Annotated in this window: 9 protein-coding genes and 1 pseudogene; 5 read left to right on the forward strand and 5 right to left on the reverse strand. The window is 64.0% G+C overall.

What is annotated here, in order from left to right; genetic code table 11:
* From JNK99_RS07775 to JNK99_RS07790, 4 genes and pseudogenes are all read right to left on the reverse strand, one after another.
* A partial coding sequence (locus tag JNK99_RS07775; protein WP_291851013.1) for an IS1595 family transposase occupies positions 1-326 on the reverse strand: 326 nt, incomplete at its 3' end.
* Between the two features lie 81 nt (positions 327-407).
* The gene (locus JNK99_RS07780) at positions 408-1,241 is read right to left on the reverse strand and encodes a type I restriction enzyme HsdR N-terminal domain-containing protein (protein ID WP_291850998.1); all 834 of its coding nucleotides are present in this window, start codon (positions 1,239-1,241) and stop codon (positions 408-410) included.
* Positions 1,238-1,470, reverse strand: a pseudogene (locus JNK99_RS07785) (hypothetical protein). The gene JNK99_RS07780 and the pseudogene JNK99_RS07785 overlap by 4 nt, the downstream one beginning before the upstream one ends.
* Before the next feature lie 213 nt (positions 1,471-1,683).
* Positions 1,684-2,745 (reverse strand): hypothetical protein, encoded by a 1,062-nt coding sequence (locus JNK99_RS07790; RefSeq protein ID WP_291851000.1) that lies wholly within the window; start codon positions 2,743-2,745, stop codon positions 1,684-1,686.
* A gap of 810 nt (positions 2,746-3,555) precedes the next feature.
* Between JNK99_RS07790 and JNK99_RS07795 the strand changes: the two genes are divergently transcribed.
* From JNK99_RS07795 to JNK99_RS07815, 5 genes are all read left to right on the forward strand, one after another.
* Positions 3,556-3,882 (forward strand): hypothetical protein, encoded by a 327-nt coding sequence (locus tag JNK99_RS07795; protein ID WP_291851002.1) that lies wholly within the window; start codon positions 3,556-3,558, stop codon positions 3,880-3,882.
* Positions 3,883-4,224: 342 nt separating this feature from the next.
* Complete coding sequence (locus tag JNK99_RS07800; RefSeq protein ID WP_291851004.1) at positions 4,225-4,509, forward strand: DUF2282 domain-containing protein; 285 nt, start codon at positions 4,225-4,227, stop codon at positions 4,507-4,509.
* A gap of 26 nt (positions 4,510-4,535) precedes the next feature.
* Positions 4,536-5,378, forward strand: a complete 843-nt coding sequence (locus tag JNK99_RS07805; RefSeq protein ID WP_291851005.1) for a DUF692 domain-containing protein — start codon at positions 4,536-4,538, stop codon at positions 5,376-5,378.
* Positions 5,362-6,162 (forward strand): DNA-binding domain-containing protein, encoded by an 801-nt coding sequence (locus tag JNK99_RS07810; protein ID WP_291851007.1) that lies wholly within the window; start codon positions 5,362-5,364, stop codon positions 6,160-6,162. The genes JNK99_RS07805 and JNK99_RS07810 overlap by 17 nt, the downstream gene beginning before the upstream one ends.
* Positions 6,159-6,659, forward strand: a complete 501-nt coding sequence (locus JNK99_RS07815; RefSeq protein WP_291851009.1) for a DoxX family protein — start codon at positions 6,159-6,161, stop codon at positions 6,657-6,659. Before JNK99_RS07810 ends, JNK99_RS07815 begins: the two co-directional genes overlap by 4 nt.
* 29 nt (positions 6,660-6,688) lie before the next feature.
* Here JNK99_RS07815 and JNK99_RS07820 read toward each other — a convergent pair.
* A partial coding sequence (locus JNK99_RS07820) for a mechanosensitive ion channel family protein (protein ID WP_291851011.1) occupies positions 6,689-7,347 on the reverse strand: 659 nt, incomplete at its 5' end.

Below are 7,347 nucleotides of genomic sequence, written 5' to 3' on the forward strand. Positions count from 1 at the left end.
CGCTTCAGCGCCAGTGCCGACAGACCCGTCTTGGCCTGGCTGATGAGGTAGATCGCCAGGAACCACACGGTCAGCGGCAGCTTGGTGCCCTGAAACACCGTCCCGGCGATCAGCGAGGTTTGATGCCGACAGGCCTGACACTGAAACACCTTGCACGACCCCCCGCGCAGCACACAGTGAGCGCGCTCACCGCAGCGCGGACAGGAAAACCCTTTCGGCCACCGCGCCGCCTCCAAAGCGGCGGCGCACTGCGACTCGCTTCCAAAGCGTTGGGTGAACTCCGGCATCGACAAACCGGGTTGAAACTGAATTCGATTCATGGCCATGGCGGTGCTCCCTGTGGTGACAGAGTGCAGGATAAGCCTCGCCGGGCTCACCCAGCGCGCCCGGCTGACGATCATTGCTAATCAGGTCTGCAATTGACTGACGAGGTAAGCCAGCACGGGCGGGTTCAGGACAATGGCCTCGTTGGCCGGGAAGATCGTCGGGTAATCCTTCTTCACTTCGCCAAACAGTTTGTCGAGGCGGGCCTTGACCTTGAGCGGGCCATTGATGCCGCTGCGCTCGTTGGCGGCGGCAAAGAATTCGACCTCGGGGGAATCGCGCTCGTCGTGAATCTTGCAGAAGATCAGTTTCAGTAGTTCCCAAAAGGCTTCGGGTTTCTGCAAGCCCTGGTTGCCGGCGATGTAGTTGTGGCAACGCCGGAAGGCAAACAGCAGCGCATCGGAAGTTGCGGGTTTCAACTGGTCGAAGCGGGGCCGCTCTGCATCTTCATCGGTCTGGCCGTGGCTGGGCAGGTCGGGGATTTCCTCATAGACGATCTGGCCAGTCTTGACGGCCTTGCGGTAGCAGAAGCGTTCGAGGCCGTTGGTCCACATGCCGTAGGCGGTATTCGGGCAGGCGGATAGGTAGCTGTGCAACTGGCCAACCCCTTCTTTGCGGTCGCTGGATTTGACGCTCTGCGCCTTGCATTCGACGATGATGTAGCCGGCCTCCTGTGCGTGCTCGGCATCAGCGGCAAAGATGACCAGATCGGCACGCGGCTTGCGGCTGCCGAGCCGCAAGGTGAATTCGACGGCGATGTCCTTCTTCGGGTAGCCGTATTCGCGCACCAAGGACTTGGCGATCTCCTGCCTGACGTATTCCTCTGGGGTTTCCTCGCGCTGAGTCTGGCCGTCGATGAAATCCAGCACTTTGCCTTGCTGGACGATGACGGCGGCGGGTTGTGAAATGCTGCTCATGATTTTGACTTGGTTCTCAGTGCTTTCTGTTGTCCCATCTTGACGCCTGTACCGCCAGCCTCAAGCGGCGGCTGGTCCGCAACAGCTATGCCGTTGCGCCCGCAATACTCCCGAATCATCACCTCCACCCTATTGGCGAGGCTGCGGTGTTCCTGCCCGGCGGCGGCGCGCAGCATCTCCTTCAGGCCGCGATGCGAAAGCTCAAGGTGGCGGTCTTGCCGGTGGCCATTCTTTTCTCCAGGAGTTTAGTCCATATCGCGCTCGTACTGCGGAGGTGCGGTAATCTACCGGGAAATCCTGCATGATCCAAATGCATGACGCCCGGAACGCTCGTGCAAAGGGCAAGCCCTGTCGTGCCACTGCGCGACCGGCGGTGCGCGACAGGGCGGCGAATGGCGTGCCTTCCTGGCTTGTGCCCGGTCGATCGCCTCGGAGGAGTTCGTCAGCGCTCTTCCGGACGGTCGCTGACTTGCTCCCAAGGCAGATTTCGGGTCAGCAGCACGTTCAGCAGATTGTCCTGGAAATTGACGTTGCCGGTGAGCTGGTCATGCTGTTCGCAGAGGAAGAAGAAGTAGGCTATCGGCAGGACACTTTCCTCATGCTGCGGGGCGGTCGGGTCAAGCGTCTCGCGGGCGAGCAGCGAGGGCTTGGTGACACGTCCGTCACCGGGTTCCAGCATGACTTCCGCCAGCATGGCCGCCGCTGCGTGGTCGCTGACATCTGCCGCTCTAAGGCGTGTGCGAGGCACGCCGCCGTCGTCCTCGAGCGCGATGCGTGCCGGTGTGAGCGCGCAATCGCCGCCGAACAGGACGTAGCGGATCGGCGTGGCCGGCTCGGGAGTGGACAGCATCCACATGAAGCGGCGGGCGCGCTCGAGGCGGAGCGCGAAATACCTCTGCAGGGCAAGGCGGTAATCCGGGCCATCGGTGCCCCGCTGCGCATCGATGCGCGCCCGGGCAGCAGGGTCGTAGACATTCCAGCCATACCGTTCCCAGGTTCCGGGGTCGAACAGGTCGTCCGGCAGGGCGCGTCCCGCCGTGTCGATCAGCCAGTCGGCGAGAGGATGCGGAAAGAGCTGATAGCCGCTCGGCATCGTGGCGAGCACTTCCGGGCGCAGGCGCCGGAAGCCGACCGGCTCGCCTTCGAGGTAGGCGTGCAGCGCCGAGACGGCTCCGAAGTTCGGCGTCCCGAGCAGGATCAGCTTGCGTACGCGCTGCGCGCCATACAAGGTGATCAGCGACGGGGTGCCGTCGAGGACGTCGACCGGACCGAAGCGCAGATAGTAGCGCGCGATCAGTCCACCCATGCTGTGCGCCACGATATCGACGCGCAGTTCGGGATTGCCGTAGTCCGCACGTATGGTGTCGATCAGCCGGTCGAGTCCCCTGGACTGCTCCACGTTGTCCTGTCGCCAATCGTAGGGGAACAGATAATAGTGCCGCTGTCCCTTCTTCGCTGGCGTTCCCGGGCGCGCTCGCACATTGCCGCCGAAACGTACGAGCATGTCCACGATGGGGCGATAGAAGTCCCTGCCCAGGACTTCCTCGGCAATGTCGGGCTTCCAGGTCGTCCGCCTGGACCGCCAGTGTGGTCGGGTCGAATCTGACTGCCAGATCGCTGTAGTCGGCGAAGAGCACGCGGTTCCAGGCGCCGGGCCAGACTTCGGTGCCGCTTGAGCGCTGCCGGAGTTTCGAGCCGAACAAGCCGGGAATCAGAATCACCGGCGTGTCGTCCGGCGAGATGGCGGCAACACGGTACATGCGCGCCAGGTCGGGTCGCAACGGCACGCTGCAGCCGGCGAGCAGAACGGCGAGCGCGAGCAGGCGGATGCCTCGGCAGATGCAGGGAAAGCTCATGGCAGTCCAGTTTGGCGCAGCGGATGGCGGGCCAACCCGGAGATCATAGGGGAAGTCAGGAGAACAGGCCAGACCCGGCCCCGCCGGGAAGCGCGACATCGGATGAACGGCCCGAATCCTGCCCAAGGCAGTGGCCCGGTGACCGAATCATGCGCCAGCTAGGCGCTTCAGCGGCGAGCCCGGCGTCGTGGCGGCAGTTGCCGACGGTCTTGTCATGCGCGGGTAACACTCTTGCCTTATTCCTTCGGCCCACCTGCGGAACGAGCCGACAATTCTCCATCGCCCCGGGCTTTGTCATCACCCGGCCGCTAATGGCCGCATTGACCCCGGCCATCATGCTCGGACATACTTCCGGCGGTGGCAATGGGTGACCGGCTCCGCGCCAAGGACCCGGACGACGCAGTGGCTGCTGCTGTTGATGGCGGGCTGCGCAACGAAATGGATTTCGACAACTGAACATGCAAGGGCGCACACGCGGCTTCGGCTGGCTCATCCGTCACTGGTTCGCGACCTACGTGCTGATGACCGTTTCCTTTGTGGCCTTCGGCGGACTCTCGCTGGATCTGGTCCAGTATCTTGCCGCCAACGCCAGCTTTCTGCTCGAATACGGCCTGCTGGCCCTGATGGAAGGTGGCCTGTGGCAGTTTGTCGAACTGTGGCTCAAGGCATTGCTGGCGATCGCCGCCTATCTTGTCTTCAAGCTATGCGAGCAGGCGCTGATCCAACGCCTGGCAAATCAGCAAGACGATCGGCGGGACAAGGGGACGATCGAAAAGGCTGAGTAGGGCAAGGGCGTCGCAGCAGGGATCGCTTATCCGGTCGTTCCGGACCCCCGCGGCGTACAATCGCCTTCGACCATCCCGGTCCGTCATGCGGGTGGGCCTTCACTCCCGCCAGTCGGCCGCCTTGCGCTCCGGCGGCGCAGCGCTGGCTGACAGCGCCGAGTGGCAAGGAGATTCCCCGGCGCGTCCGACCAACCCTGCAGGAGGAGCGGAAGTCACCTGTGCCGGACGGTGCAGGAGGGTGTAAGGAAATCCCGGTGCCTGCCGACCAAATCACGGGACACGTTTTCCCGCCAGTCTTGATCAATGATCACCCATGCACCCATGCTTTCAAGGAGAAACCGGATGACCAGAACCATCGCTCACGGCATCGCCAGTGCCGCCATCGCTTCCCTGCTCACGCTCGGCGCTTCGGATACCGTTATCGCTGCCGAAAAGGAAAAGTGCTACGGCATCGCCAAGGCCGGTCAGAACGACTGTGGCGGCAAGTACTCCAAGCATTCCTGCGCCGGCCAGTCGAAGATCGACAACGACCCCAACTCCTGGAAATACGTCGATAAGGGAAGCTGCGAGAAATTGGGCGGCAAGCTGCAGGCGGCAGGAGAGATGATGAAGGATAGGAAGGGTTAAGCCGCGCCAACGGACCCGAGTCAGCCATGCATCGCCCGCTTCCCTCCGCGTTGCCCTGCTGTGCCGGCATCGGCCTGCGCGCACCGCACCACGCCGAGCTGCTGGAAAGACGGCCGACTGCCGGCTGGCTCGAGGTCCATTCGGAAAACTTTTTCGCCTGCGGCGGTGCTGCCTTGCGTTTCCTGGAAACCGTCCGCGCGCACTACCCGCTCAGTCTGCACGGGGTCGGCCTGTCGCTCGGTTCGGGCGACGATGCCGGACGGCATCTCGCCAAACTGAAAGCGCTGGTCGAGCGGGTCGATCCGGTCGCGGTGTCGGAGCACCTGTGCTGGTCGTCGGTCGACGGCCGGCACCTCAATGACCTGCTGCCGCTGCCCTGCAGCGAGGCGGCGCTGGACCTTGTCTGCGCGCGCCTCGACGCGGTGCAGAACACCCTGCGGCGAACCATTCTGGTCGAGAATGTTGCGAGCTACGTCGAGTTTGCCGACTCGACGATGCCCGAATGGGAGTTCATTTCCGAAGTGGCTCGCCGCTCCGGCTGCGGCATCCTGCTCGACGTCAACAACGTCTACGTTTCGGCGTGCAACCACGCCTTCGCTGCGCGCCGCTACCTGGACGCCATCCCGGCTGCCGCAGTGGGGGAAATCCACCTCGCCGGATATGAGCATTGCGACGACTTCCTGATCGACACCCACGGCCGGCCGGTGCAGCCGCCGGTATGGCAGCTCTACGAAGCCGCCCTGGCGCGCTTCGGCCCGCGTCCGACCCTGATCGAGTGGGATACCGACATCCCGCCACTGGCAGTTCTGCTGGCCGAGGCCGCCCGCGCCAACGCCTGTCTCGGAGCGTGTCATGCCCGCGTCGTCTGAGATCGCCGGCCTGCTGGCCGTCCAGCGGGCTTTTGCCGCCGCCGTTCTCGGCGGTCCCGCTGCCGCGGCGCCGCTGCTCGATCAACTCAGGGGCCCGCCTGAGCAGAGCCTGCGACGGCTTGCCGCCTACCACCGCAACGTCGTCGGTAACCGGATCGCCGCCTTGCGCGCCACCTATCCGGGACTGGTTGCCCGGCTGGCCACAAGTGACGGTGAAGCCGCCTTCGACGAACTCGCCTGCCGTTTCGCGCTGTCCCATGATGGCAGATGCGGCGACCTCAACGACTACGGTGAAGGCTTTGCGGACTGGCTGCAGAGCACGCCGGCTGCCGCTGCCAACCCCTGGCTGCCCGAACTGGCGCGGCTGGAATGGGAGGTTCAGACGGCATGGTCTGCGGCCGATTGCGCACCGTTCGATTTTGCCGCGTTGGCTGCCGTCCCGGCGGAACGGCACGGTGAACTGCGCTTCCGGCTGGCGCCTGCCTTCCGCATGCGCGGCTCGCCCTGGCCGCTCGCCGAGCTTTGGTCGGGTGTCGCGCCGGCCAGTTTGGCGCCGCAGCAACAGTGGTTGTGGGTCGTCCGCCCCGCCGATCTGGTCAACGTCGTGACGGTCAGTGCGGCCGAGTTTGCCTTCATCGCTGCCCTGACGACTCAGGCCACGCTGGCAGAGGCCATTGAAAAAGCCCTGTTGACGGACGAACGGTTCGACGTCGGCAATACCCTTGTCCGTGTTGCCGGTCTCGGTCTGCTCGCCACTTTCACCATTTCAGGAGAGTCCGCATGAATCCCAGCCCGCAAGCCGAGTTCGGCAATCCCGTCCATCCCCGCCCGAGCACGCCGAACCGGCTGATCGGTTTCGCCAGGCAGGCCATCGACCAGTTCGATTGCCGGCTGGCGCCGCTTTTTGACCTGTGCCTCCGCTTCTACGTCGGCTGGCAATTCCTCAAGTCAGGCTGGCTGAAACTCAGTGACTGGGAGTCGACGCTGGTGCTGTTCGAAAACGAGTACCATGTGCCGGTCGTGTCGCCGCAGGTGGCTGCCATCATGGGCACGGGTGGCGAACTTCTGCTGCCGCTGCTCCTCTGCCTCGGCCTCGCCGCACGCTTCGGCGCCGCCGGCCTGTTCGTGGTCAATGCGATGGCGGTGATCGCCTACCCGGAACTCTCCGAGCTCGGCCTTGCCGACCATGTCCTCTGGGGTTGCCTGCTGCTGGTGACGATCTTCCACGGACCGGGTCGATGGTCGCTCGACCACTGGCTGCAGCCGCTTTGGCGGCGCTGACAGCCCGGGCTGCGGCAGGGACGCTGCTGTCACCGTGTCTCATCCAGGTTGCCTTGCGCTGCGGTGCTTGTCTCTTCTCCCGGCACGCTCCCGATGTGCAGGGTTTGCGTCGGGAAGGCAAACTGCACGCCCCTGGCCTCGGCCAAAGCCACAATGGCCAGCAGGATACGCTGGCGGGCGACGAGTTCCGTTGCCCGGTTCGGCACCTTGAGAAACAGGTTCACCAGAATATCCAGGCTGTGTGGTCCCAGTTCGTACAGGAATACCTGGAGGTTGTCCTTGCGGGTGTCCGGGTCGGCCTTGAGGAGTCCTCTCACCCCATCGACGAAACCTTCTACCGTCTCAAGCGGTGTGTCGTAGGTGAGGTTGAGCAGGGTTTTGAGCTGCCGATACTCGCGTAGCGCCATGTTGTCCACGATGCTGTTCACCAGTTGGCTGCTCGGAATGGTTACCAGCGAATTCTGGACCGTTCTGATCCGGGTGCTGCGAAAGCCCACGTTTTCGACCGTGCCCTCGACCCCCTGAACCTTGATCATGTGTCCAATGGCGAAGGGCTTCTCGAACATGATGATCAGGGAGCCGAGCAGGTTGGCGAGGGTTTGCTGTGCCGCCAGGGCAACCGCAAGGCCACCGACGCCGAGACCGGCGAGCACCGAATAAGCGGGCAGGCCGATCCGGTCTGCACCGG

Source organism: Accumulibacter sp. (assembly GCF_016789985.1).
GTDB lineage: Bacteria > Pseudomonadota > Gammaproteobacteria > Burkholderiales > Rhodocyclaceae > Accumulibacter.